Below are 349 nucleotides of genomic sequence, written 5' to 3' on the forward strand. Positions count from 1 at the left end.
GTCAAAAGAATAACAGGGAGGTAGACGTTCTTTTTTCTAATTCTTCGAAGGACTTCGATACCGCTAAGTTCTGGAAGCATGACGTCTAATAAAACTAAATCAATACTATTATGTAAAGCAGCTTCAAGGCCGCTTTTTCCTTCGTGCTCTACGAATACTTGGTATCCTTCATGCTCAAGCTCAATTTGAAGAGCTCTCGCAATCATTTCTTCATCTTCAACGATTAAAATACAGTTTTGCATGCAGGTTCTCCTTTCTCATCGTTCAAAATATAATAAACTTCATTTGGACAAGGGAAGTTCCTGTTTAGTTAGACCTTCCTTTTTAGTGAACCACTATAGATTAATAC

1 protein-coding gene is annotated in these 349 nt (G+C 36.7%); it reads right to left on the reverse strand.

The window, feature by feature from the left end; genetic code table 11:
• Positions 1–242: response regulator (locus tag SB753_RS35500; protein WP_410804759.1), on the reverse strand; the 242-nt coding region annotated here is incomplete at its 3' end.
• Positions 243–349 lie beyond the last annotated feature (107 nt).

The organism is Paraburkholderia sp. SIMBA_053, from assembly GCF_046534895.1.
Classification (GTDB): Bacteria; Pseudomonadota; Gammaproteobacteria; order Burkholderiales; family Burkholderiaceae; genus Paraburkholderia; species Paraburkholderia caledonica.